Consider the following 24663-nt stretch of genomic DNA (forward strand, 5'->3'; position numbering starts at 1 on the left):
TTGGCAGGACAGCTAACGCAGTCGACAATTATCAGCAAGATCGCTAGCAGAAGGGCTGCTCCATGCTCGACCAGGAACGCTGTTGGCAGGCCGTTTGCGAACGTGATGAGGCGTTCGACGGATGCTTCGTTTTCACCGTACGCAGCACCGGCATCTATTGCCGGCCGAACTGCCCTGCGCGGCGGCCACGGCGCGACAACGTGAGCTTCCATGCCGATGCCGCCAGTGCCGAGGCCGCCGGCTTTCGCCCGTGCAAGCGCTGCTCACCGCAGGGGCAAAGTCCGGCTCAGCAACTCGATACGCTGGTTGCGGCCGCCTGTGAGCTTCTGAATGGCGAGCAACGCCTGACGCTGCCACAGCTGGCAGCCCGCATCGGCCTGTCGCCATCGCACCTGGCCCGTACGTTCAAGGTGCGGACCGGGATGACCCCCAATGCCTGGGCGGCGGCGCAGCGGCGCCAGCGTCTGGAGGCGCAACTGGGTGCAGCGGATAGCGTGCTCGATGCCGCCCTGGCTGCCGGCTATTCCGGGACCCGCGCGCTGTATGAACAACCCCAGGCCATGAGCCCCGCTCAGCGCCGCCAACGTGGTGCCGGCGAGCGCCTGCGCTACAGCATCGCCCCTTGCCCGCTCGGGCAGGTGCTACTGGCCACCAGCGACAGAGGCGTTTGTGCCTTGTTGTTCGGCGACGAGCCGGCAGCGCTGCGTGATGAGCTGCAACAGCGCTTCGCCGCCGCCCAGCTCGAGGAAGATGAACAGGGTCTGCGCAACTGGCTGCAGCAAGTGCTGGCGCAATTGCAGGAGCCGGAGCGTGCCGCTCACCTGCCTCTGGACATTCGTGGTACGGCCTTCCAACAGCGCGTCTGGCAGGCGCTGCAGACCATCCCCAGAGGCGAGACGCGCAGCTACGCCGAGCTGGCCGGGCAGTTGCACAGTCACCCGCGGGCGGTTGCCCGGGCCTGCGCCAGCAACGCCATCGGCCTGCTGCTGCCCTGCCACCGCGTGGTGGCCAGCGATGGCAGCCTCAGCGGCTATCGCTGGGGGCTGCAGCGCAAACGGCGGTTGCTGGAGCAGGAGCAGTCGTAGCGCTGTCGGTGCACACGGCGCACCAGCCCTTTCACCGATCTCTAGGCCAGCATCGCCTTGGCCACCTCGGTGCATGTGCCGCGCCCGACCAGTTGCTCCACCAGGGTCAGGGCAAACGCCAACGCCGTTCCCGGACCCTGGCTGGTGATGCAGTTGCCATCGACCACTACCGCCTCATCCACGAACGTGCAGCCGCTCAGTCGATCGCTGAATGCCGGGTAGCAGGTCATGCGCCGCTGCCTGAGCACCCCGTAGCGCTGCAACGCCAAGGCGGGCGCGGCGCAGATGGCAGCGAACAGCTCGCCCGCCTTGGCCTGCTGGCGTACGCGCTCGGCCAGTGGTTCGAAGTCAGCCAAATGCTGCGCACCCGGCATGCCACCGGGCAGGACGATCAGGTCGAAATCCTGCGCCAGCACGTCCACCAGCATGGCATCGGCAGTCAGGCGGGTGCCACGGGCGCAGGTGATCATCCTGCGTTCTTCGATACTCGCTACCAGTACCTCGATATCGGCGCGGCGCAGCACGTCGATCAAGGTCACGCATTCGAGATCTTCGACACCATCGGCGACTGCAATCAGTGCTCGTTTGCTCATCTCACCACTCCTTGAGGCAGAAAATGAAACTGTCCACCTGGTCATAAAAAGACACGGCAGACCAGAAATTCACCCGGCAAAACCTTGCTGGTATGATGCGCGGCTTTTGCCAGATCGAGCAATTTTCCGGCCTGCACGGACGAATGTGCTTTGCTTTGTGCAGATCAATTTCGGCGCGCTCGCGCCTCGGGGAGCCACCATGCTGGAAAGACTGTTCCAACTCAAAGCCCACAACACCACGGTGCGCACCGAGGTACTGGCCGGGATCACCACCTTCCTGACCATGGCCTACATTCTCTTCGTCAACCCGGAAATGCTGGCCAAGACCGGCATGGACCACGGCGCGGTGTTCGTCGCCACCTGCCTGGCTGGCGCCATCGGCTCGCTGATCATGGGTCTGCTGGCCAACTACCCGATCGCCCTGGCGCCCGGTATGGGCCTCAACGCCTTCTTCACCTATACCGTGGTGATGACCATGGGCTACAGCTGGCAGACCGCCCTGGGCGCGGTGTTCCTCTCCGGCGCAATCTTCTTCCTGCTGTCGATCTTCAAGATCCGCGAGTGGATCATCAACAGCATCCCGCTGGCGCTGCGCGCCGGTATCGCCGCCGGTATCGGCCTGTTCCTGGCGATCATCGCACTGAAGAACGCCGGCATCGTGGTCGATCACCCGGCCACCCTGGTCGGCCTCGGCGACATGAGCAAGGGCGGCGCGCTGCTGGCCTGCCTGGGCTTCTTCGTCATCGCCGCACTGGCCTATCGCAAGGTCACCGGCGCGGTGATGATCGGCATCCTGCTGGTCACCGGCCTGTCCATTGCCCTGGGTCTGTCCGAACTGCAAGGCGTCGTGTCGATGCCACCGTCGCTGATGCCGACCCTGCTGCAACTGGATATTGCCGGTGCGCTGGATATCGGCCTGATCAGCGTGATCTTCGCCTTCCTCTTCGTCGACCTGTTCGACACCTCCGGTACCCTGGTCGGCGTCGCGCAGAAGGCCAACCTGCTGGACAAGGACGGCAAGATGCCGCGCCTGGGCCGTGCCCTGCTGGCCGACAGCAGCGCGACCATGGCCGGCGCCGCGCTGGGCACCAGCACCACCACCAGCTATATCGAATCCGCGGCAGGTATCAGCGCTGGCGGGCGTACCGGCCTGACCGCCTGCGTGGTGGCTGCGCTGTTCCTCCTGGCCCTGTTCTTCGCCCCGCTGGCTGGTGCCGTTCCAGCCTACGCCACCGCGCCAGCGCTGCTGTTCGTCGCCGTACTGATGATGAGCAGCCTGGCGCAGATCGATTGGGACGACCTGACCGTCGCCGCGCCGGTGGTGGTCGCCGCCCTGGCCATGCCGCTGACCTTCTCCATCGCCAACGGCATTGCTTTCGGCTTCATCGCCTGGACCGCGGTAAAGGTACTGGCCGGGCGCTGGCGCGAGCTGAACCCGGCAATGTGGGTGCTCTCGGCCCTGTTCGTCGTCAAGCTGGCCTACTTCGCCTGATCAGTGCACAAGGTGGATGACCAAAGAAGTAGGGTGGACATCGCTTTTCATGTCCACCAATGCCCTCCTTCCAGCTGCACAAACGGTGGATGAAAAAGGCGTCATCCACCCTACATATTCATCCATCCGCCCATGCCGACGAGCGACCCAAGGCACGCGACCATCGCCTCCGCTACAATGGCGCCCCGTTTTCCTGCCCCATGAGTGACCGATGAGCCGCCCCGCATTCGACCCCGCCACCTACGACGCCCAACTCGCCGAGAAGAAGGCACGCCTGGTCGAACTGCTGGCGCCCTTCGGCGCACCGGAGCCTGCGGTGTTCGACTCGCCGCGCGAGCACTACCGCATGCGCGCCGAGTTCCGCCTGTGGCGTGAAGACGGTCAGCGCCACTACGCGATGTTCGCACCGGGCGACAAGCACACGCCGATCCTGCTCGACGATTTCCCCATCGCCAGCCTGCGCATCAACGCGCTGATGCCGCGCCTGCGCGCCGCCTGGCAGGCCAGTGAGACGCTGTCGTTCAAACTGTTCCAGGTGGAGTTCCTCACCACCCTGGCCGGTGATGCACTGATCACCCTGGCCTACCACCGCCCGCTGGACGACGCCTGGCAAGCCGAGGCCGAACGCCTGGCCGCCGAGCTGAATGTCAGCCTGGTCGGCCGCTCCCGTGGCCAGCGTCTGGTGATCGGCCGCGACTATGTAGAAGAAGAACTGAGCGTGGCCGGACGCAGTTTCCGCTACCGCCAACCGGAAGGCGCCTTCACCCAGCCCAATGGCCGGGTGTGCGAGAAGATGCTGGGCTGGGCCTATGACGTGCTCGGCGAGCGTAACGACGACCTGCTGGAGCTGTACTGCGGCAACGGCAACTTCACCCTGCCGCTGGCCACCCGCGTACGTCGCGTGCTGGCCACCGAGATCAGCAAGACCTCGGTGAACGCCGCCCTGGCCAACCTGGACGGCAACGGCGTGAACAACGTCGAGCTGGTGCGCCTGTCCGCCGAGGAGCTGACCCAGGCGTTGAACGAGGTGCGCCCGTTCCGCCGCCTGGCCGGCATCGACCTCAAGAGTTATACGTTTGGCAGCGTATTCGTCGACCCGCCGCGCGCAGGCATGGACCCGGATACCTGCGAGCTGACCCGACGCTTCGAGCGCATTCTGTACATCTCCTGCAACCCGGAGACCCTGGCCGCCAACATCGCCCAGCTGAGCGACACCCACAAGGTGACGCGCAGCGCCCTGTTCGACCAGTTCCCTTACACCCACCATATGGAAGCGGGTGTGTTGCTGGAAAGGCGCTGAGATTCAGGTTGCTGGTTGCGTGCTATCCAACAGGGCAATGGCGTAGCCATTGAGCGATAGCACCAGCGCGTGACCTTTGGCGAGTACCACCTCTGCCTCGTTATCCTGAGCCAGCAGAACCTCGCGCAGCGTGTAGGGAATCTCGACAGGAACCCCATCGATCGTGGTGGTTTCAGAATTGGCGCCGCTCATGCTGTAGCGAACGACTTTGCCCTCGCCTTTCAAGCGATAAACTTCGTCAGTCAACGGTTCGTAAGAAGGCGCCATGGTGCCCAGATAGCCAAGCCCTTTGGCGAACTCGGCCAGGCTGTCACGCTCGTTCTGCTGCAAGGTACGATGAGATTTGCCATGCAGGCGCAGATCCTGAAGATTCATGCGCCCCGAGAGATGCTCGCCAAAGAAGCGGGTGGCATTGAATGCAAAGAAGGCAATCAAGCCAAGGCCGATCAGGCCCATAACGATGTCCATATCAAAGGTCCTTGTTCACGGAATATTGCACCGCGCATTTTCTTGCCAAGTGCCCCCTACAGCAAGCGTGCCGCGCCGTATCGTGCCGCACGTCTCTCGCGCTAGAGACCGCGCAACGCCCACCAGGCCAGCCCGGCCGACACCACCTCGAGCAGCAGCGCATAGAGGTTGAAGGTCTGCTGCGCACCACCATCCAGCCACAGCCCGGCAGCACGCGCCAGCGCCAGCACGCTGTACAGCAGCACCAGCAGAAGCAGCGCCGGGCGCAGCAGGTCCAGGCGCAGCAGCGCCATCGCCAGGTAAGCCGCCAGCCCCAGTTGCAGCCCGCCGTAATAGGCGCGCACTTCGGTTACCGCCGCGTTGCCCATCAGCAGTGCGCCGCTGAAACTGGCCATTTCCTCGGGACGAATGAAGTAGGCCAGCCCCAGCACGAGCAAGGCAGCGATCTGGATCGACAGGACGATTCGGGCGAAGAGCATCGGCAGGTTCCAGGCAATGGGTGACTGTCGCCAGCATAGGCCGCCACGGGTCGCGACGCATAGTCGCAATGGCTTGGGCCGTCGCGATACCGGCGCTATGCTGAGCACTCGATTATCTGGAGCCTTGCCATGCGCCGTTCTCTGCTCGCCCTCTGTCTGTTCACCAGCCTCGCTCATGCCAACGAGCCACTGACCATCGATGTACACCGCGATGCCAATTGTGGCTGCTGCAAGGCCTGGATCAGCCATCTGCAGGACAATGGCTTCACCGTCAACGACCATGTCGAGGCCGACATGGTCGCCGTCAAACAGCGACTCGGCGTTCCGCCTCGCCTGGCTTCCTGCCACACCGGCGTGATCGACGGCAAATTCGTCGAAGGCCACGTGCCGGCGGCCGACATTCTCAAACTGCGTGAGCGCGCGGACCTGATCGGCGCTGCCGTACCTGGCATGCCCATGGGCTCACCGGGCATGGAATATGGTGATCGCGCCGACGCCTATCAGGTCATCGGCCTGGATCGCGCGCGCCAGGATCAGCTGCTGAACGACTATCCCGCCAACTGAGTCGGCGCGCGCAGCTACACTGCTGCGATAACCAACCAGGGAGTGCGGCCATGCGCTGGCAACGCGGTAGACGTAGTGACAACGTGGTGGATGCGCGCGGCCGTTCCGGCAGGCGACTCGGCGGCGGCCTGAGCCTCGGCGGTGTGGCGGTGATCGTCATCGTCGGCCTGCTGATGGGCCAGGACCCGCTGCAGATTCTCGGTCAGATCGCCGGCCAGGCCACCCAGCCGCAGGTTACCCAGACGCAGAGTGCGCCAGCAGCGAACGGCGAGCAGAGCGAGTTCGTCCGCGCCATTCTCGGCGATACCGAAGACACCTGGCGCGAGCTGTTCCAGCAGGCCGGCCAGCAATATCGCGATCCGCAACTGGTGCTGTTCTCCGACGGCGTGAATTCTGCCTGTGGTTTTGCCAGCTCGGCAGTCGGCCCCTTCTACTGCCCAGGCGATCAGCGCGTGTATCTGGACATGGCGTTTTTCCGCGAGATGGAGCAGCGCTTCTCCGCAGCCGGCGATTTCGCCCAGGCCTACGTGATCGCCCATGAGATCGGCCACCACGTGCAAACCCTGCTGGGCGTCTCGGCCAAGGTCAATGCGGCGCGCCAACGTGGCGACCGCGTCGAGGGCGACGGCGGCCTCCTGGTGCGTCAGGAACTTCAGGCCGACTGCCTGGCCGGGGTCTGGGCGCATCACGCACAACGCCGGCATGACTGGCTGGAGGCCGGCGACCTCGAAGAAGCACTGAACGCAGCCAGCGCCATCGGTGATGACCGCCTGCAGAAGCAGTCGCGCGGTCAGGTGGTGCCGGATGCCTTCACCCATGGCACCTCGCAGCAGCGCGTGCGCTGGTTCAGCACCGGTTTCGAGAGTGGTCAGCCGGGGCGTTGCGACACCTTCAAGGCGGCGCGCCTGTAACGCCCCGGATCAAACCACGAAACGCTTGCTCCACCAGGCGAAGCCGCAGGCACCAGCGCCGCACAGGGCGATCACCAGCGCCATGGGCATGGCCGAACCATCGTGCAGGAAGGCCACCAACGCCGAAGCGCTGGCCGCCACGCTGAACTGCATGCTGCCCAGCAACCCGGATGCGCTGCCGGCATGACGGCCTTGCCCGGCCATGGCGCAAGCCGTGGCATTGGGCAACACGCAACCGAGGCTGGCCACGCAGATGAACAGCGGAATCAGCAGCGACCACAACTCGGCCGGTTGCCACAGCGCCAACGCCAGCAGGCACAAGCCACTGGCCAGGTACACCAGCACCATGCGTCGCAGCCACAGCGCCGGACCGCCGTGCAGCACCAGACGCGCATTGACCTGCGCCATGATCACGAAGCCTGCCGCGTTGCTGCCGAACAGCCAGCCGTAGTGTTCGGCCGGCACGCCGTACAGTTCGATGAATACGAAGGGCGAGCCGGCGATGTAGGCGAACATACCGGCCATCGCCACACCGCCGGCCAGGCTGTAGCCCATGAACGGCGCATTTTCCAGCAACGCTCGGTACTGGCCGAAGGCACCACTCAGCGGCGCCGGTTGCAGATGCTGCGGACGGGTCTCCGGCAACCACAGCAGCACGGCCAGCAGGCACAGCCCGGCAAAGATCGCCAGGCTGTGGAAGATCGACGGCCAGCCCAGCGTATTGAGCAGCAGCCCGCCCCCCAGGGGCGCGAGAATCGGCGCCAGGCCCATCACCAGCACCAGTTGCGAGAACACCTTGGCCGAAGCCAGCGGATCGCACAGGTCGCGCACTACCGCGCGGGTGATCACCATCCCGGCGCAGCCGCCGAGGGCCTGGACGAAGCGTGCCGTCACCAGCCATTCCAGGTTCGTCGCCAGGGCACAGGCCAGCGACGCCACGGTGAACAACGCCACTCCGACCAGCAGCGGCACACGGCGACCGAAGCGATCCGCCAATGGCCCGTAGAACAACTGACCAATGGCGATCCCGACGAAATAGGCCGCCAGCGACAGCTGAATATGTTCGACATCGGTGCCGAACTGCTGCGCCAGGGTGGGGAAGCTCGGCAGGTAGAAATCGATGGCCAAGGGGCCGAAGGCGCTCAGCGCGCCCAGGATCAGCAGGGTTCGCAGGTTCATGAATAGTCCGGAAAAATGTTAGCCGGCTAATCATCTCACCGACCAGTCCGCGGATGAAAGCGCGGATCGCCGAACGACGGTTCGCGCTCATCGATACGACGGCTGTTATTCCCGGGCCTTGCCGCGCTGGCTCACCCGTTGCGCCGCCGACTCCACCAGCAGGTAGAACATCGGGATGAGGAAAGTGGCCAACAGCGTGGCCGCGAGCATGCCGCCGATCACCCCGGTACCGATGGAATGACGACTGGCCGAGCCAGCGCCGGAGCTGATGGCCAGAGGCACGCAGCCGAGAATGAACGCCAGCGAGGTCATCACGATGGGGCGGAAACGCAGCTTGGCCGCCTCCAGTGCCGAGTCGAAGATGCTCTTGCCTTCGGCGCGCAGCAGCACGGCGAACTCGACGATGAGAATGGCGTTCTTCGCCGCCAGACCGATCAGGGTGACCAGGCCGACCTGGAAGTACACGTCATTCTGAATACCGCGCAGCCACACCGCGAGAATCGCCCCGAAGACCGCGAACGGCACAGCGGTAACCACCGCCAACGGCAGCGTCCAGCGCTCGTACTGCGCCGCGAGAATGAGGAATACCAGAATCAGGCCGAAGACAAAGGCCTGGGTTCCCGAGCCCTGAGTCGCCAGCTCCTGATAGGCCGAGCCGATCCAGCCCAGGCTGTAGTTCTCGCCCAGCACCTCATCGGCCACTTCCTGCATCGCCGCCAGCGCCTGCCCGGAGCTGTAGCCCGGCGCTGGGCCGCCGAGCACCTTGGCCGAGGGATAGACGTTGAAACGGTCATAGGAGTCCGGCCCGAGGATGCGCCGCACCCGCAGCAGGGTCGACAGCGGCACCAGATCGCCGCTGCTGGAGCGTACGTAGACCTGGCCAAGGTCTTCCGGCTTGCGGCGGAACTCCGACTCTGACTGCAGGCTGACCTGCCAGGTACGCCCGTAGAGGGTGAAGTCGTTGACGTAGTAACTGCCGAAGGTGGCCTGCATCGCGGTGAACACATCGCTGACGCTGACGCCAAGGGCGCGCGTCTTGGTGCGATCCAGGTCGATGTAATACTGCGGCACGTTGGCGCTGAAGGTGCTCTGGATACCGGCCAGTTCCGGCCGTTTGCTGGCGGCCTCGACGAAAGCCTGGACCTTCTCGCCGAGTTGCTCGACGCTGCCACCGGAGCGATCCTGAATGAAGGACTCGAAGCCGCCGGTGGTACTCATGCCGGTGATCGGCGGTGGGTTGAACGACAACACCAGACCATCCTTCTGCGCGGCGCCCATGCCCATGAACTCGCGCGTCAGGTTGCGCGCATCGAGCTCGGGCGTAGTACGCTCGCTCCAGTCCTTGAGCGGCACGAAGGACACCCCGGCGTTGCTGCGCACACCGAAGGTGAGCACGTCGAAACCGGCGAACGTCACCACATCCTGCACCGCCGGATGCTCCATCAGCTGCTGGCTCACCGCACCACTCAACGCCTCGGTGCGATTGAGCGAAGCGGCTGGCGGCAGGTAGTAGGCGTTGATCACATAGCCCTGATCCTCATCGGGCACCAGCGAGCCGGGCACCCGCGAGAACAGCAGCATGACCAGCGCGATCATCCCGCCGAACAGCAGCAGGCCGACCAGCGAACGCTTGAGGAAGAAGCGCACCCCGGCGCCGTAGCCCTCGGTGGCCTTGTCGAAGAAGCGGTTGAAGGCGCGAAACGGCGCTGCCGGTTCGTGATGGCCGGGCTTGAGCAGCAGCGCGCAGAGCGCGGGGGAAAGGGTCAGGGCGACGATGCCGGAAATCACCACCGACACCGCGATGGTGATCGCGAACTGCTTGTACATCTGTCCCGCCAGGCCGCCGAGGAAGCCCACCGGCACGAACACCGCACAGAGTACCAGGACGATCGCGATGATCGGCCCGGTCACCTCCTCCATCGCCTTGATCGAAGCCTCGCGCGCGTTCAGGTTTTCGGTTCGCATTACCCGTTCGACGTTCTCGATCACCACGATGGCGTCATCCACCACGATGCCAATGGCCAACACCATGCCGAACAGCGTCAGCAGGTTGATGGAGAAGCCCAGCATGTACATGCCGGCGAAGGTGCCAACCAGCGACACCGGAATGGCCAACACCGGAATCAGCGTGGCACGCCAATTCTGCAGGAACACGAACACCACCAGCACCACCAGCACCAGCGCTTCGAAGAAGGTGTGGATCACCTCTGTGATCGAGACCTGGACGAACTTGGTAGTGTCGTAGGGAATCTTGTAGGCGATGCCTTCGGGGAAGCGCTTGGCAAGACGCTGCATGGTGCGCTCGACCGCCTCGGCGGTATCCAGAGCATTGGCGCCGGGCTGCAGATAGATACCGAAGGCGGCGTTCTGCTGGCCATTGAGGGTGGTGACCAGCGAGTAATCCTGCGCACCCAGCTCGACCCGCGCCACGTCCTTGAGCAATAGGCTGGCACCGGTGTCGTCGGTGCGCAGGATGACGCTCTCGAATTCCTTCGGGTCGGTGAAACGCCCTTGCGTGGTGACCGTATAAGTGAAGTCCTGCGGTTCCTTCAGCGGCTGCTGGCCGAAGCTGCCGGCAGCGAACTGCGAGTTCTGCTCGCGGATGGCGTTCACCACATCAGTGGGCGTGAGGTTGTACTGCGCCAGCTTGTCCGGGCGCAGCCAGATGCGCATGGAATAGTCCTTGGAGCCGAACTGGCTGGCATCGCCAACGCCCTTGAGGCGCTTGAGCTCGTCGATGACATTGATCAACGCGTAGTTGCTGATGAAGATCGGGTCACGCGAATCATCCGGCGAGTAGAGGGTGATCACCTGGAGAATGTCGGAAGACTTCTTCTCCACCTTCACGCCCTGGCGGCGCACCTCCTCCGGCAGCTTGGCCAGTGCAGCCTGTACCTTGTTGTTGACGTTGATGGTGGCCTGGTCAGGGTCGGTGCCGACCTCGAAGTACACCGTCAGGCTCATCGCCCCGCTGCTGGAGGAGTTGGACAGCTGGTAGATCATGTTCTCGACGCCATTTATCTGCTGTTCCAGCGGCGCCGCCACGGTTTCGGCGATGACCTGCGAACTGGCACCAGGGTAAGAGGCGCTGACCGACACCTGCGGCGGCAGGATTTCCGGGTATTGGGCAATGGGCAACGCGCGCATCGCAGCCAGGCCGGCGAGCACGATGACGATGGAGATGACGGTGGCGAATACCGGACGGTCGATGAAGAAGCGCGAGATCATGGCCGTTACTCCTGCGCCGGGCTGGCTGGCGTGGCTGCCTTCGCCTCCTCGACCTGCACCGGGCTGTCCGGTCGCACCTTGGCCAGGCCGTCGACTATCACCCGCTCACCATCGCTGACGCCGGCCAGAATCACCCAGCGTCCGCCGGCCGTATCGCCCGTGGTGACCTGGCGCATGCGCGCGACGCTCTGTTCGTCCACCACGTAGACGAAGGTGCCACGCGGCCCCTGAGCGACAGCGCGCTCCGGTACGGTGATGGCGTTGGGGCGGGTCAGCCCCATGACCTGTACGCGCACGAACTGCCCGGGCAACAGCTTCTGCTCGGGGTTCGGCACCACGCCACGGGCGCTGACGGTGCCGGTGCCGCGGTCGATCAAGCTGTCGGTGAAGTCCACCTCGCCCTCAGTCGGATAGACCGAGCCGTCACCAAAATGTACTTCCACGCTGAGCTTGCCGCTGGCCGGCGGTACCAGACTGCCTTCGGACAGTTCGCGGCGCAGGCGCTCGGCCTCGGCGTCCGGGTAGGCGAAGTTGACGAAGATCGGGTCGAGCTGGGTGATCTGCGTCAGCAGGCTGGCACTGGGATCGCCGGCGACGATCAGACTGCCTTCGGAGACGCTTTCCTTGCTGGTGATGCCGGTGATCGGCGCCTTGACCGTGGTGTAGTCGAGATCGATCTGACGCGACTGCACCTCGGCCTGGGCCGCTTCGATATTGGCTTTGCTCTGCTCGAAATTGGAGACGGCATTGTCCAGCTCGCTCTCACTGGCGAAGCCTTTTTTCTGCAGTTCACGGATGCGCTTGAGGTCACGATCGGTCTGCCGAAAACGCGCCTGCTCCTGCGCCAGGGCACCCTTGGCACGGGCCAGAGCAGCCTCGTAGGGGCGAGGATCGATACGAAACAGCACCTGATCCTTCTGCACCCGACTACCCTCCTGATAGGTGCGTTCCTGCAGGATGCCACCGACCTGAGCCCGGACCTGCACCTCGCGGTAACCGGCGGTTCGCGCCGGATACTCCAGCACGATGGGCAGTTCGCCGGCCTTGACCTGCTCGACCGTCACCGCTGTAGGTGGCGCATCGGCGGCCTGGACGCTCGCGGCCAGCAAGACCAGGCTGAAGGGCAGGCAGATACCGACCAAACGAACGAAGGGCATGAGGCATTCCTCTCCTTGGCTAGACACGGGACAGAAGCAGGACAACCAAGCCCGCCACCAGCAGGCGGGGCAAAATCGGTAAACTCGGCACAATCTGAGCCTAGTTCCAATTAACCGGATCGCCATGCGTAGAACCAAAGAAGATGCGGAGAAAACCCGCTGCGCCATCCTCGCTGCTGCGGAACAGTTGTTCCTCGAGCGCGGGGTCGCCCATACCAGCCTCGAACATATCGCCAGACATGCTGGGGTTACGCGCGGTGCGGTTTATTGGCACTTCCAGAACAAGGCGCACCTGTTCCACGAGATGCTCAACCAGGTTCGCCTGCCGCTGGAGCCACTGGCCCAACAACTGGCGGCGGTCGATGGCCTGTCATCGCTGCAGTTGCTGCGCGATCTGTGCATAGAAGCCATGGCCAATCTGGTGCTCGACGAACAGCGCCGGCGCATCCTCACCGTGCTGCTGCGCCGCTGCGAGTTCACCGAGGAGCTGCGCGAGGCCGAGGAGCGTCACGAGACCTTCGTCAATCAGTTCATCGACCTGTGCGAACAGCAGTTCGCCCTGTCGACCGTGCAACCGCACCTGCAGCCGGGCATCACCCCGCGCCTGGCCTCGCGCACGCTGCACGCGCTGCTCGTTGGCCTGTTCAGTGACTGGCTGCGCGATCCCAATCTGTTCGATGCCCAGGCCGATACCCCGGCGATGATCGACAGCTGCTTTCGCGGCCTGATGCGGCAGTGGCCCTAGCAGACCTGAGTTCTACGCAGGCGCAACCTCGTAGCCCTCGTCGCGAATCGCTGTCTGTATCTGTGCGGCATCCAGGCCTGCCTCGACCCGCACCAGACCCGCAGCCAGATCGACCTCGACCCTGGCCGTCTGCTCCAGCGCCTGGATCGCCTGGGTGACGGCCCGCACGCAGTGACCGCACGACATTCCGCTAACCTTGAATTGCTGCATGACTGACTCCTTGAATCGGTGGTTGATGGGTGTAGTCTCGACCTTGCCACGATGGCAAGGTCAAGCCCTTGCTTCATGTCACCCGCCCCGGTTTCTGCATGAGGACCCTCGCCATGCGCCTGCTCTGCTCCGCCCTTGCCCTGCTGATGGTGCCTCTGGCTCAGGCAGAACCACTGGCACCGCTGCCCTCGACAAGTCAGGGCGAAGGCTACGCGGTGTTGATCGTCTCGCGCGAACGCCTTGAGGTGGCCACCACCTGCGAGGTCGCCCTGTATGTGCATGATCAGATGGCCGCACGCCTGCATCAGGGCCAGTCGGTGTCTTTCAACCTGCCGCCTGGCCGCGTCTCACTGCGCCTTGGCCTGACCGGTACCGGCCCCTGTCAGGACGGTATCAACCAGCTCGCAGGCCAATCGCTGGAACTGCAGGCCGGCGAAGTGCGCCGCTACCGCATCGCCATGGGCAGCGATGGCCTGCGACTGCATGCCGCGCCGATGCTGAACTGAAGACTTGACCTTGCCATGGGGGCAAGGTTGATCCTGTAGCCACGACGTTACGGGAGCCAAACCATGTCCACCTTCGACCTGCCCATTCAGGGTATGACCTGCGCCAGTTGCGCTGGCCGTATCGAGCGCGCGTTGCGCAAGCTGCCGCAGGTAAGCAGCGTGAGCGTCAACCTGTCCAGCGAGCAGGCTCGCATCGAAGCGCCTGACGATAGCCTTGCGCAGCTGATCACCACCATCGAGGGCGCCGGTTACAGCGTGCCCAGCCAGCCTCTGGAGCTGAGCATCGAAGGCATGACCTGCGCCAGTTGCGTCGGCCGCATCGAGCGCGCCCTTGGCAAACTGCCGGGCATCAGCCAGGTAGCCGTCAATCTTGCCGACGAGAAGGCGCGCCTGCAGGTGCTCGCCGGTTTCGACCCGCAACTGGCGTTGAAGGCCATAGCGGCTGCCGGATACAAGGCCAGCCTGTTGGACGAGCACCCGACCACGGATCAGGCGCAGCGCCGCTTGCAGCGGGAACGCCTGACCTTGATGGCGGCCATCGCCCTGACCCTGCCACTGGTAGTGCCGATGCTGGTCGAACCCTTCGGTCTGCACTGGATGCTGCCGGCCTGGACGCAGTTCCTGCTCGCCACGCCTGTGCAGTTCATCTTCGGTGCGCGTTTTTACCGCGCCGCCTGGCAGGCGCTGAAAGCCCGTGCCGGCAACATGGATCAACTGGTGGCCATCGGCACCAGCGCCGGTTACGGCCTGAGTCTGTACCAGTGGGCCGTGACGCCAGCTGGACAGATGCCGCACCTGTACTTCGAGGCCTCGGCGGTGATCATCAGCCTGATCCTGCTCGGCAAATACCTGGAGAGTCGCGCCAAGCGCCAGACCGCCGGTGCCATTCGTGCCTTGCAGGCATTGCGCCCGGATCACGCGGTGCGCCTGACCGATGGACGTGAAGAGCGCGTCGCCATCGACGCACTGGTGCTCGGCGACCGGATTCTGGTCAAGCCCGGCGAACGCTTCCCGGTCGACGGCCAGGTGCTGGAAGGCAACAGCCATGCGGACGAAGCGCTGATCAGCGGTGAAAGCCTGCCGGTGGCCAAGCAGCCGGGCGACAAGGTGACGGCCGGTGCCATCAACGGTGAAGGTCGCCTGCTGCTGGAAACCACTGCCCTCGGTGCCGAAACGGTGCTGTCACGGATCATCCGCCTGGTGGAAGACGCCCAGGCTGCCAAGGCGCCGATCCAGAAGCTGGTGGACAAGGTCAGCCAGGTATTCGTCCCGGCGGTGCTGCTGATCGCCCTGGCCACGCTGCTGGGCTGGCTGGCGTTTGGCGCCTCGCTGGAAAACGCCCTGCTCAACGCCGTCGCCGTGCTGGTGATTGCCTGCCCCTGCGCGCTGGGCCTGGCCACGCCGACCGCGATCATGGCCGGCACCGGCGTCGCCGCGCGCCACGGAATCCTGATCAAGGACGCAGAGGCACTGGAGGTGGCGCATGCCGTGCAACACATTGCCTTCGACAAGACCGGCACCCTCACCGAAGGCAAGCCACGCATCGTCCATATCGGCCTGGGCGAAGCCAGCGAAGAAGAACTGCTGCGCCTGGCCGGCGCTCTGCAACAGGGCAGCGAACACCCGCTTGCCAAGGCCGTGCTGCAGCGCTGCGCAGAACAGCACATCACCCTGCCGGCACTGAGCGACAGCCGAGCGCTGGCAGGCCGCGGCATCGCCGGTGATGTCGAGGGTCGCAGCCTGCAACTGGGCAGCAGCCGTCTGCTGGAGGAAAACCAGTTACAGGCCGGCGCGCTCGTCACATCGGCGCAAAGCTGGGAAGCCGAAGGCCGTACGCTGTCCTGGCTGATCGAAACCGGCAGCAGGCCACGCCTGCTCGGCCTGCTGGCCTTCGGTGATCAACTCAAGGAAGGCGCCGCCGACGCCATCGCCGAGCTGCGCGAACAGGGCATCACCAGCCACCTGATCAGTGGCGATAATCAAGGCAGCGTGGCGGCGGTGGCCAGCGTGCTGGGCATCGACGAACCCCACGCCCAGGTATTGCCGGCGGACAAGGCACGGCTGATCGGTGAACTGCGTCAGCACGGCACCGTGGCCATGGTCGGCGACGGCATCAACGACGCACCGGCGCTGGCCGCAGCGGACGTCGGCATCGCCATGGGTGGTGGCACCGATGCCGCCATGCATGCCGCCGGCATCACCCTGATGCGCGGCGACCCGCGCCTGGTGCCGGCCGCCCTGGATATCAGCCGGCGCACCTACGCCAAGATCCGCCAGAATCTGTTCTGGGCCTTCATCTATAACCTGATCGGCATTCCCCTGGCTGCGGCCGGCCTGCTCAACCCGATGTTCGCCGGCGCCGCCATGGCGCTATCCAGCGTCAGCGTGGTGAGCAACGCGCTGCTGCTCAATCGCTGGAAGCCGAAGGGAGATCAAATGCGATGAACATCGGCCAAGCCGCCAAGCACACCGGCCTCAGCGCCAAGATGATTCGTTACTACGAGTCCATCGACCTGCTGCCCCATGCCGGGCGCTCGGAGAGTGGCTATCGGCAGTACGGCACGGCCGACCTGCACCGCTTGGCGTTCATCAAGCGTGCGCGGGATCTGGGCTTTTCTCTGGAGGAGGTGGGAAAGCTGCTAGCCCTGTGGCAGGACAAGCGGCGCGCCAGTGCCGATGTGAAGGCGCTGGCCGAGGAACATATCGCGGAGTTGGAACGCAAGATCACCGAGATGAGTGCGCTGCGCGATACGCTGTTGGAGCTGGCGAACAGTTGCCAGGGTAACGACCGGCCGGACTGCCCGATATTGAGGGGGATCGAACAAGGCGTGGGCTGCGACGCTGCGAAATGCTCGCCTCGGAACGAAGGCGCTTCGTAGCCCGAATGCAATCCGGGGCAAGCGAGTGCCACGCCTGATCCTGACGCCCACCGCCCCCGGTGCGCACGGCGCACCCTACGAAGCCAAGCACGCTCAGCGCATATTAGAGAGGGACCGTTCTAGCGCATCCAGGGCGGGATCGGTTCGGCGTCCTTGGGCTCGTCGTCGGCGTTGAGCAGGGCTTGCTTCTTCGCTTCCTCGGCCAACGCAGCCTTGATCTCGCGCATCACTGCATCGATATCGGCGGCGTCCTCGGGCTCGGCGAACTCCCCCGTCAACTCCGTATCCGGTTGCAGCTTGCCAGCCTCGTAAAGCGCCCACATTTCCTTGGCATATTTGGTGTACTTGAGCTCGGGGGCAAACTGGCCGAAGTAATCGGCCATGTTGCGCACGTCGCGCTCGAGCATGCTGAAGGCGTGGTTGTTCGCGGCGGCGTCCACGGCCTGCGGCAGATCAATGATCACCGGCCCCTCAGGGCCGAGCAGCACGTTGAATTCCGACAGGTCGCCGTGCACCAGGCCTGCGCAGAGCATCTTGACGATTTCCTGGATCATGAAAGCGTGGAATTCACGCGCATCATCCGGATGCAGATCGACGTCATTGAGCCGCGGCGCAACATCGCCCTCGCCGTCGCCCACCAACTCCATCAGCAGCACACCATCGAGAAAGTCATAGGGCTTGGGTACCCGCACACCGGCACTGGCCAGGCGAAAGAGCGCCGCCACCTCGGCATTCTGCCAGGCCTGCTCCTGCTCCTTGCGCCCGTATTTGCTGCCCTTGGCCATGGCCCGCGCCTGACGGCTGCCACGGACCTTGCGGCCCTCCTGATACTCGGAAGCCTGGCGAAAACTGCGTTTGTTGGCTTCCTTGTAGACCTTGGCGCAGCGCAGCTCATCGCCGCAGCGCACCACATAAACCGCTGCTTCCTTACCGCTCATAAGCGGTCGCAGCACCTCGTCCACCAGGCCATCTTCGACCAGGGGTTCAATACGTTTGGGCGTCTTCATCGGTGTGGATCACGGGTCCTTTTTGGCCAGGGGCGGGACGTTCAGGGGCCATCCTCTCACAGCACGGGGCAGATGCCGACTCCCACCGCTCAGGCGCTGACCAGATGACGCCTGAGCGCCTCGATGGCATAGCGCACTTTGGCCGGTTGAGCCTCGCGCCTTGGCGTGACGATATACAGGCCGATAGGTTCGAGATGCCAATCCGGCAGTAATGGCAACAGCTCGCCGCGAGCCAGCAGTTCACGGACTTCCGGCTCCGGCTGCAACGACACGCCCATACCCGCCAGGGTGAACTGACGCGCGGCCAGAATGTTGTTACAGCTGATGCGCATCTCCAGCCGCAGCCGCTGCTGCACCCCACCGGGTCCATGCAGGGTCAGGTGCTGGCTGTTCTCCAGACACAGGCCGATCCAGTCGAGCCTGAGCAACTGCGACGGTTCGACCGGTAAACCGACGCGCGCCAGGTAGGCAGGAGCCGCGCACGGGATCATGCGCCAGTCGGTCACGTAGCGGGCCACCAGGCTGGAGTCCTCCTGACGGCCGACACGGATGGCGAGATCGATACGCGACTCGATCAGGTCGATCTGCTCATCGTGAAAGAACAGGCTCAGGCTCAGCCCCGGATGAGCACTGAGCAACGGTGCCAGTGCTTCGCTCAGCAGCGGCCCGGAGAACCCGACCGGCGCGGCAATACGCAGCTCGCCCACCGGCGCATCACGTTGCTCGGCCAGACGCTGCTCGGCTTGCTCGGCCAGTTCGACGATCTGTCGGCAGCTTTCATAGAACTGCGCTCCTGCCTCGGTCAGGGTCAGCTTACGCGTGGTGCGGTGCAGCAGCGTGACGCCAGTGGCTTCCTCCAGCCGGCGAACCTGCTGGCTGACTGCCGAAGCCGTCATGCCCATGGCTCCGGCAGCCGCCACCATCGATCCCCGCTCCACCACCATGGCGAAAAGCGCCATGCGTTTGAGCTGCTCCATTATAAAGCCCTGCTTAATTATCCAAGTTCATCAGGCCACTTTTTTCGGTGTTTATCCAGCAGTGATCATGTGTCCACTGCCACTCTTCGAGATTACCTCAATGAAAATCGCACTGATTGGTGCCACTGGTTATACCGGCACACCATTGTTGCAAGAGGCACTGGGCCGTGGTCATCAGGTCACCGCGCTGGTACGTCATCCGCAAAAGCTGAACGCACACCCGCAACTCAACGCCGTTCAGGCGGATGTCCACGACAGCGCCACGCTGGCTCAGCAGTTACGCGGCCACGACGCGGTGATCAGCGCCTTCAACCCAGGCTGGGGCATTGCGGATATTCGCGAGCAATTCGTCGCCGGCAGCCGCTCGATCATCGCGGCGAGCAAGCAGGCCGGCGTCAAGCGCCTGCTGGTGGTCGGTGGTGCCGGCAGCCTGTACATCGCTCCCGGCGTGCAACTGATCGACACCCCGGAGTTTCCTGCCGAGTACAAGGAAGGCGCCGAAGGTGCGCGCCAAGCACTGAACCTGCTGCGTGAAGATCCGGAGCTGGAGTGGACCTTTCTCTCGCCAGCCGCCCTGCTCGTTCCGGGGCCACGCACCGGCAAGTTCCGCCTGGGCCGTAACGAGTTGCTGATGAATGGCGAAGAGCCGGGCAGCATCTCGGTGGCCGACCTGGCCGTAGCAATGCTGGACGAAGTCGAGCAGCCGCAGCACGTTCGTCAACGCTTTACCCTGGCGTACTGAGCCGCGTCGCACTGTCGCAACACTGTAACCACCGGAAATACACAGCCCAAGAGGATTTTGCATGCCCCCCTTCAGCAGCAGCGCCTTCGTCACTACGGATACTCCGGCGCGCTACATCAGCCGTCTGTGCAAGCACTTCGCACACAAGATTCCGGTCAGCTTCGACGAGCAGCAGGGCCGCATCGAGTTCGACGCCGGACTCGCGACCTTGAAGGCAGAACACCAGGGCTTGCGCCTGCGGGTTGAAAGCGCCAGCAGTGAAGACCTGCAACGCCTGGAGGGCGTCGTCGGCAGCCACTTCGAGCGCTTTGCCTGGCAGGAAGAGCTGACCCTGGACTGGCAGCCCAACTGATCCCTCACAGCGCATCCAGCCGAGCGCGCAAGCGGCGCAACACCGCCAGCGACTCAGGATTGTCGCCATGCACGCACAGGCTATCGGCCCGCAGCCGCAGCGGTTTGCCATCGATATCGGCGAAAGAATCGCCGCTGGCGATGGCCAATGCCTGACCAAGGATGCGCTCGGGGTCCTGGTGCACTGCACCACTGAGCCGGCGCGGTGCCAATTGACCATCTGACAAGTAGGCGCGATCAGCGAATGCCTCGAACATGAGCGGTACATCGGCTTCGTCGGCCAGGCGCAACTCCCGTTCATTGTCAGCCAGCGCCAGCACCATCAGCGGCAGGCCCTTGCGGTAGCTGGCACAGGCATCGAGTACCGCCGTCAGCAGCGCGTCATCACGCACCAGATCGTTGTAAAGCGCGCCATGCGGTTTGACGTAAGCCAGCTGACAGCCGCCTGCCCGGCAAAAGGCATCCAGTGCCCCGACCTGATACAACACCAGTGCGCGGACCTCTTCCGGCGAGCACTGCAGATGACGTCGACCGAAGCCTTGCAGATCCGGATAGGAAGGGTGAGCGCCAATACGCACGCCGTGCGCCACAGCAAGCTCGACTGTGCGCGCCATGATCAATGGATCGCCGGCATGGAAGCCGCAAGCCAGGTTGGCCTGATCGATCAGCGGCATGGCCAGCGCGTCGTCGCCCATGCGCCAGGCGCCGAAGCCCTCGCCCATGTCGCAGTTCAGGAGAATACGGTTCATGCCGGCAGCTTAGGGCGCCAGGAACGCATGCGTAAAGCACGCGCCACATCCGAGAATTAATCGCATTTACAAAATTTACATCTGCCTGCAGGCCAATCGTTACGGCCTCTCCAGCCGGATGCCCTGTCCATCGGTATCATCCGCAATTGAACCTTATATGCAAATCACTATCATCCAGGCCGTCTGCAACCGTTCCGACTGCACCCTCTTACTGCCAGGAGTAGATCGATGTCCGCCCTCAATTCCCGCACCGCCCTGGCCAGCGCCATTGCGCTGGCCGCCAGTTTCGGCGCCCAGGCCAACGAGCCTATCGCCCTGGGCGATGTGGTCGTCAGTGCTTCCGGCTTCGAACAGAAGATCACCGAAGCCCCCGCCAGCATCAGTGTGATCAGCCGCGAGGAGTTGCAACAGAAGCGCTACAACAACCTGGCACAGGCATTGGGTGACGTCGAGGGTATCGACATAGGCCAGGGCACCGGAAAAACTGGCGGGCTGAACATCAGCATCCGTGGCATGCCCAGCCAATACACCCTGATCCTGATCGATGGCCGCCGACAGAACGCAGCCGGCAACGTCACCCCTAACGGTTTCAACGAGACGTCCACCAGCTTCATGCCGCCGCTGTCCGCCATCGAACGTATCGAAGTGATTCGTGGGCCCATGTCGACCCTTTATGGTTCCGATGCCATGGGCGGGGTGATCAACATCATCACCCGTAAAGTCGGCAAGGAGTGGACCGGCTCTTTGACCCAGGATTACACCTATCAGGAGAATCGCGATTTCGGCGATACCCGCAGCACCAGCATCTATGCCAGTGGCCCGCTGGTGGACGACCTGCTCGGCCTGCAGGTACGAGGCAGCGTGTTCAATCGTGAAGAGTCCGATCTGAGCTACGGCAATGGCGTTGAAGTCAGCAAGCGCGGCCCATCTCCAGTCGATGGCGGGACCAACAATCTGGGCGCACGCCTGACGCTCACCCCGCACGAGAATCACGACTTCGGCCTGGACATCGAGCGCAGCCGCCAGAAGTACAACAACGACGAGTGCCAGCTCGGCAGCCTGGATGGTTTGAACCGTAACTGCACGGCCAGCGCCACCACCGCCAACGGCTATGCCGACGAATTACGCTTCGAGCGTGAGCAGATTGCCCTGACCCACAGCGCAAGACTGGGCTTTGGCACTCTGGATTCCAGCCTGATGCACAACCGTACCGAAACCATCGGCCGCACCATTCCAGGTAACGTTATCGGCAACAGCTCCGGCATCCCGGGCACCCTCATCGGTGACGACCGAGATCTGGAAACCACCAATCTGGTTTTCGACACCAAACTCGTAGCGCCAATTGGCGAATCGCACGTTGCGACGCTCGGCGGTCAGTGGTGGAAAGCCGAAATGACCGACGGCATCGCCCTGGACGATTTCGAGCAGAAAACCTGGGCACTCTTCGCCGAGGATGAATGGCGCCTGCGTGATGATCTGGCACTGACACTGGGCGCTCGTTATGACGACCACGAAGCCTTCGGCGGCCACGTCAGCCCGCGCGCTTATCTGGTATGGAATACAACCGACAACTGGACGCTCAAGGGTGGTGTCAGCCGTGGCTATCGCACGCCGGATCTGAATGATCTACACAGCGGCATCAACGGCGTCACCGGCCAGGGCACCATCATCACCATCGGCAACCCGAACCTGGAGCCCGAAACCACCACCAGCACCGAATTCGGTGTGTACTTCGACAGCCTGGCCGGCTTCAATGCCAACGCCACCCTGTTCCATAACAAGTTCAAGGACAAGATCGCCACCGGTGACCCGGTTGCCGACCCGCTGTGTGCTGGCAACACCGGTGGTACCTGCGCCCAGCAGATCAACATCGACGAAGCCGTGACCCAGGGCCTGGAACTCGCCGCGAGCTGGAACTTCGCCCCGGCCTGGACACTTTCAGGCAACTACACCTACACCGACAGCGAGCAGAAAAGCGGCGACAATAAAGGCGAACCGCTGACCAATACGCCTGAGCACCTGGCCAATGCCAAGCTCGCCTGGCAGACCACTGATCGCCTCAACCTCTGGCTCAAGAGCGAGTACCGTGGTGAACGTGCCCGATTTACCTCCAGGTACGAAAATCTGGCCAATGCCAATGGCAGCTACTCCACCAACCAGTCGATCTACGACACGCTGGGCAAGAACACCAAGGCCTATACCTTGTTCCACCTGGGTGGCTCGTTCAAAGCCTCGGAAAACGTGACGCTCAACGCGGCAATCTACAACCTGCTCGACAAGGACTTCGTCAAAGGCAAGGCCTACACCACCTACGCCAACAGTGGTGCAGCCAACGGTACGGCCTACGGGACGGACTACATCCAGAGCACCCAGTCCACCACTGGCGTGATGGAAGAAGGGCGTCGCCTGTGGCTGTCGGCAGTCGTCGAATTCTGACCACAACCGTAAAAAGCAAAACGCCCACACGAGGTGGGCGTTATCACCCGTAAGGTGCGCTGCGCGCACCAGCACTATCAGGCGGTGCGCACGGTGCACCCTACGCGGCATGGACTCCAGGCTACGGTAGTAACCTAAGGTTTGCAGTGCCTTACAGGTAGTAGGACTTCAGCGGCGGGAAGCCATTGAACTCCACGGCGCTGTAGCTGGTGGTGTAGGCACCGGTGGACAGCCAGTACAGGCGGTCACCGCTGGCCAGGTTAAGCGGCAGGCCGTACTTGTAGTTCTCGTACATGATGTCGGCGCTGTCGCAGGTCGGCCCGGCAATCACCACCTCTTCCATCTCGCCCTTCTTCTCGGTCCAGATCGGGAACTTGATGGCTTCGTCCATGGTTTCGATCAGGCCGCTGAACTTGCCCACGTCGGCATAGACCCAGCGCTCGACCGCAGTACGCGACTTGCGTGCCACCAGCACCACCTCGGAAACCAGTACGCCGGCGTTGGCGATCAGCGAGCGTCCCGGCTCGAGGATGATTTCCGGCAGTTCGTCGCCGAAGTCTTCCTTGAGGAAGCGGGTGATTTCCTCGGCGTAGGTTTCCAGGTCATTGGTGCGCTGGATGTAGTTGGCAGGGAAGCCGCCACCCATGTTGATCATCTGCAGGGTGATGCCGTCTTCTTCCTTGAGGCGCTCGAAGATCACCTTGACCTTGGCGATGGCAGCATCCCAGACGTCGATATCACGCTGCTGGCTGCCGACGTGGAAGGAGATGCCATAAGGCACCAGGCCCAGCTGCTTGGCCAGGATCAACAGGTCCAGGGCCATGTCCGGCTGGCAGCCGAATTTGCGCGACAGCGGCCAGTCGGCGCTGGTGGAGCCTTCGGTGAGGATGCGCACGTAGATCTTCGAACCCGGCGCGGCCTTGGCGATGTTGCGCAGGTCGGCCTCGGAGTCGGTGGCGAACAGGCGCACGCCCTTGTCGAAGAAGTAGCGAATATCACGGGACTTCTTGATGGTGTTGCCGTAGCTGATGCGCTCCGGGCCAACGCCGGTGGCCATGACCTTGTCCAGCTCGTAGATCGAGGCGATGTCGAAGCTCGAGCCCTTGTCGCGCAGCAGCTCGATGATCTCGCTGGCCGGGTTGGCCTTGACCGCGTAGTAGATCTTGGCGAACGGGAAGCAGTTGCCCAGTTGATCGTAGGCATCGGCGATGATCTGTCTGTCGATCACCACGAACGGGGTTTCGTGCTGATCGGCGAACGCCTTCATGCGCTGGAAAGTGGCGGGTGCGTAGTAGTCTTCGACCTTGATCGACATGCTGGGGACTCCAATGGCAAAACCGGGAACACATTGATTCGGGCAGCAGAACCGCTTACAGGTTCCGCTACGTGTCGGGGCTGGCCGCGCTAAACGCTGGCCTGAACGTCTGACAGTTTCCCCACTTTGGTTCGCCTACTTCCCAAGGCATGTCGCCGAGCATCACCGGTACCGACCCTTCGCCGGCCGGCAACCTCTCGTCGTCAGTACTTGAGCCGGATGGATCGTTTCCAGCATGGACGTTCGGGCGCGGACTTTAAGACCATGCGCCCCTCAGATCAACCGGAAAT

23 protein-coding genes are annotated in these 24663 nt (G+C 63.6%); 12 read left to right on the forward strand and 11 right to left on the reverse strand.

Features of this window, described 5'->3' with window-relative positions; translation table 11 throughout:
• The first annotated feature begins 62 nt into the window (after positions 1 to 62).
• Positions 63 to 1085, forward strand: coding sequence for a bifunctional DNA-binding transcriptional regulator/O6-methylguanine-DNA methyltransferase Ada (gene ada, locus H3221_RS01460; RefSeq protein WP_196473767.1), 1023 nt, complete (start codon positions 63 to 65; stop codon positions 1083 to 1085).
• Between the two features lie 41 nt (positions 1086 to 1126).
• Here ada and H3221_RS01465 read toward each other — a convergent pair whose 3' ends face one another.
• On the reverse strand, positions 1127 to 1678 hold the full coding sequence (locus H3221_RS01465) for a DJ-1 family glyoxalase III (protein ID WP_196473768.1): 552 nt from the start codon (positions 1676 to 1678) through the stop codon (positions 1127 to 1129).
• 199 nt (positions 1679 to 1877) lie between these two features.
• Here H3221_RS01465 and H3221_RS01470 point away from each other — a divergent pair, with 199 nt between their 5' ends.
• Both H3221_RS01470 and trmA read left to right on the forward strand, forming a co-directional pair.
• Positions 1878 to 3170 (forward strand): NCS2 family permease, encoded by a 1293-nt coding sequence (locus tag H3221_RS01470; RefSeq protein ID WP_112211801.1) that lies wholly within the window; start codon positions 1878 to 1880, stop codon positions 3168 to 3170.
• A gap of 211 nt (positions 3171 to 3381) precedes the next feature.
• Positions 3382 to 4470: a tRNA (uridine(54)-C5)-methyltransferase TrmA gene (gene trmA / locus H3221_RS01475; protein WP_196473769.1), complete on the forward strand. Its 1089-nt coding sequence runs from the start codon at positions 3382 to 3384 to the stop codon at positions 4468 to 4470.
• A gap of 3 nt (positions 4471 to 4473) precedes the next feature.
• Here the strand turns inward: trmA and H3221_RS01480 are convergent, their stop codons facing one another.
• On the reverse strand, positions 4474 to 4938 hold the full coding sequence (locus tag H3221_RS01480; RefSeq protein ID WP_196473770.1) for a hypothetical protein: 465 nt from the start codon (positions 4936 to 4938) through the stop codon (positions 4474 to 4476).
• A 101-nt stretch (positions 4939 to 5039) separates the two neighbouring features.
• Positions 5040 to 5417 carry a DUF4345 family protein gene (locus H3221_RS01485; protein ID WP_196473771.1) on the reverse strand — a complete coding sequence of 126 codons (378 nt, stop codon included), beginning with the start codon at positions 5415 to 5417 and terminating at the stop codon, positions 5040 to 5042.
• A gap of 129 nt (positions 5418 to 5546) precedes the next feature.
• Between H3221_RS01485 and H3221_RS01490 the strand changes: the two genes are divergently transcribed.
• Positions 5547 to 5981 carry a DUF411 domain-containing protein gene (locus H3221_RS01490; RefSeq protein WP_196473772.1) on the forward strand — a complete coding sequence of 145 codons (435 nt, stop codon included), beginning with the start codon at positions 5547 to 5549 and terminating at the stop codon, positions 5979 to 5981.
• A 50-nt stretch (positions 5982 to 6031) separates the two neighbouring features.
• Positions 6032 to 6892, forward strand: a complete 861-nt coding sequence (gene ypfJ, locus H3221_RS01495) for a KPN_02809 family neutral zinc metallopeptidase (RefSeq protein WP_196473773.1) — start codon at positions 6032 to 6034, stop codon at positions 6890 to 6892.
• A gap of 9 nt (positions 6893 to 6901) precedes the next feature.
• On the opposite strand, the gene H3221_RS01500 is transcribed toward ypfJ, so the two are convergent.
• From H3221_RS01500 to H3221_RS01510, 3 genes are all read right to left on the reverse strand, one after another.
• Positions 6902 to 8071 carry a Bcr/CflA family multidrug efflux MFS transporter gene (locus H3221_RS01500; protein ID WP_196473774.1) on the reverse strand — a complete coding sequence of 390 codons (1170 nt, stop codon included), beginning with the start codon at positions 8069 to 8071 and terminating at the stop codon, positions 6902 to 6904.
• A gap of 105 nt (positions 8072 to 8176) precedes the next feature.
• Entirely contained in the window at positions 8177 to 11299 is a 3123-nt protein-coding gene (locus tag H3221_RS01505; protein WP_192980026.1) for an efflux RND transporter permease subunit, read from the reverse strand.
• A gap of 5 nt (positions 11300 to 11304) precedes the next feature.
• On the reverse strand, positions 11305 to 12456 hold the full coding sequence (locus H3221_RS01510; RefSeq protein WP_196473775.1) for an efflux RND transporter periplasmic adaptor subunit: 1152 nt from the start codon (positions 12454 to 12456) through the stop codon (positions 11305 to 11307).
• Positions 12457 to 12580: 124 nt separating this feature from the next.
• On the opposite strand from H3221_RS01510, the gene H3221_RS01515 reads away from it, so the two are divergent.
• Positions 12581 to 13201 (forward strand): TetR family transcriptional regulator, encoded by a 621-nt coding sequence (locus H3221_RS01515; protein ID WP_196473776.1) that lies wholly within the window; start codon positions 12581 to 12583, stop codon positions 13199 to 13201.
• Between the two features lie 12 nt (positions 13202 to 13213).
• On the opposite strand, the gene H3221_RS01520 is transcribed toward H3221_RS01515, so the two are convergent.
• Positions 13214 to 13411 carry a heavy-metal-associated domain-containing protein gene (locus H3221_RS01520; RefSeq protein ID WP_160019429.1) on the reverse strand — a complete coding sequence of 66 codons (198 nt, stop codon included), beginning with the start codon at positions 13409 to 13411 and terminating at the stop codon, positions 13214 to 13216.
• Between the two features lie 113 nt (positions 13412 to 13524).
• On the opposite strand from H3221_RS01520, the gene H3221_RS01525 reads away from it, so the two are divergent.
• From H3221_RS01525 to cueR, 3 genes are all read left to right on the forward strand, one after another.
• Positions 13525 to 13917, forward strand: a complete 393-nt coding sequence (locus H3221_RS01525) for a hypothetical protein (protein ID WP_196473777.1) — start codon at positions 13525 to 13527, stop codon at positions 13915 to 13917.
• A 63-nt stretch (positions 13918 to 13980) separates the two neighbouring features.
• Positions 13981 to 16362 carry a heavy metal translocating P-type ATPase gene (locus tag H3221_RS01530; protein ID WP_196473778.1) on the forward strand — a complete coding sequence of 794 codons (2382 nt, stop codon included), beginning with the start codon at positions 13981 to 13983 and terminating at the stop codon, positions 16360 to 16362.
• Positions 16359 to 16796 carry a Cu(I)-responsive transcriptional regulator gene (gene cueR, locus H3221_RS01535; RefSeq protein WP_196473779.1) on the forward strand — a complete coding sequence of 146 codons (438 nt, stop codon included), beginning with the start codon at positions 16359 to 16361 and terminating at the stop codon, positions 16794 to 16796. The genes H3221_RS01530 and cueR overlap by 4 nt, the downstream gene beginning before the upstream one ends.
• A gap of 119 nt (positions 16797 to 16915) precedes the next feature.
• Here cueR and H3221_RS01540 read toward each other — a convergent pair whose 3' ends face one another.
• Together H3221_RS01540 and H3221_RS01545 are read right to left on the reverse strand one after the other, a co-directional pair.
• Positions 16916 to 17803, reverse strand: coding sequence for a PA4780 family RIO1-like protein kinase (locus H3221_RS01540; protein ID WP_196473780.1), 888 nt, complete (start codon positions 17801 to 17803; stop codon positions 16916 to 16918).
• 89 nt (positions 17804 to 17892) lie between these two features.
• Complete coding sequence (locus tag H3221_RS01545; RefSeq protein ID WP_196473781.1) at positions 17893 to 18780, reverse strand: LysR family transcriptional regulator; 888 nt, start codon at positions 18778 to 18780, stop codon at positions 17893 to 17895.
• A gap of 100 nt (positions 18781 to 18880) precedes the next feature.
• On the opposite strand from H3221_RS01545, the gene H3221_RS01550 reads away from it, so the two are divergent.
• Together H3221_RS01550 and H3221_RS01555 are read left to right on the forward strand one after the other, a co-directional pair.
• Positions 18881 to 19522 (forward strand): NAD(P)-dependent oxidoreductase, encoded by a 642-nt coding sequence (locus H3221_RS01550; protein ID WP_196473782.1) that lies wholly within the window; start codon positions 18881 to 18883, stop codon positions 19520 to 19522.
• Between the two features lie 61 nt (positions 19523 to 19583).
• Positions 19584 to 19874, forward strand: a complete 291-nt coding sequence (locus H3221_RS01555; RefSeq protein ID WP_196473783.1) for a DUF2218 domain-containing protein — start codon at positions 19584 to 19586, stop codon at positions 19872 to 19874.
• 4 nt (positions 19875 to 19878) lie between these two features.
• Here the strand turns inward: H3221_RS01555 and H3221_RS01560 are convergent, their stop codons facing one another.
• Complete coding sequence (locus H3221_RS01560) at positions 19879 to 20622, reverse strand: 5-oxoprolinase subunit PxpA (RefSeq protein WP_196473784.1); 744 nt, start codon at positions 20620 to 20622, stop codon at positions 19879 to 19881.
• Between the two features lie 228 nt (positions 20623 to 20850).
• Between H3221_RS01560 and H3221_RS01565 the strand changes: the two genes are divergently transcribed.
• Complete coding sequence (locus tag H3221_RS01565) at positions 20851 to 23058, forward strand: TonB-dependent receptor domain-containing protein (RefSeq protein WP_196473785.1); 2208 nt, start codon at positions 20851 to 20853, stop codon at positions 23056 to 23058.
• 151 nt (positions 23059 to 23209) lie between these two features.
• Here H3221_RS01565 and H3221_RS01570 read toward each other — a convergent pair whose 3' ends face one another.
• Positions 23210 to 24373 carry a type III PLP-dependent enzyme gene (locus H3221_RS01570; protein WP_196473786.1) on the reverse strand — a complete coding sequence of 388 codons (1164 nt, stop codon included), beginning with the start codon at positions 24371 to 24373 and terminating at the stop codon, positions 23210 to 23212.
• Positions 24374 to 24663: the final 290 nt, after the last annotated feature.

Origin of the sequence: Pseudomonas chaetocerotis (assembly GCF_015712105.2) — a bacterium.
Classification (GTDB): domain Bacteria; phylum Pseudomonadota; class Gammaproteobacteria; order Pseudomonadales; family Pseudomonadaceae; genus Aquipseudomonas; species Aquipseudomonas chaetocerotis.